Below are 480 nucleotides of genomic sequence, written 5' to 3'. Positions count from 1 at the left end.
TCCCACACCCCCGTGCCCGGCGCGATCAGCACCACCAGCAGGGCGCCCCGCCCGAGCCGGTCCCGGAGCCGGACGAAGGTGCCGTCCTCGGCGGTGACGATCACGTCCGTGACGGCCGCCCCCGGTGCCGTCCCGACGGGCGTCTCGCCGTCCAGACGGCCGGGCGTGAGGGGCGAGTTGGCGTACGTGCCGGGTGCGCCCAGCGCTCCGCGCCCGAGGTGACGGTCCATCAGGAGCGTGTCGAGGCCGCGCGAGGAGCCGGGGACGTAGGTGCGCAGCCCTCCGCCGCCGCGCAGCAGCGGCAGTGCCTGGTCGGCGGCGCGCAGCCGGGAGGCGACGATCGCCCGGCGCTCGGTCTGATAGCTGTCGAGCAGCGCCTCGTGCGGACCGTGGTGCCAGGCCAGGGCCAGTTTCCAGGCGAGGTTGTCGGCGTCGCGCAGCCCTTCGTCCAGCCCGTGCGTGCCCAGCGCGCCGAGCAGG

The 480-nt window shown here is 76.2% G+C and carries 1 protein-coding gene; it reads right to left on the bottom strand.

What is annotated here, in order from left to right; all coding sequences use genetic code 11:
- Positions 1 to 480: FAD-dependent monooxygenase (locus tag LPA54_RS37280; protein WP_228984884.1), on the bottom strand; the 480-nt coding region annotated here is incomplete at both ends.

This window comes from Streptomyces sp. DH12, assembly GCF_020873895.1.
In the GTDB taxonomy this organism is placed as follows: Bacteria; Actinomycetota; Actinomycetes; order Streptomycetales; family Streptomycetaceae; genus Streptomyces.
The sequence above is the reverse complement of the archived record's forward strand: the minus strand, read 5'-3'. Positions and strand labels throughout refer to the sequence as shown.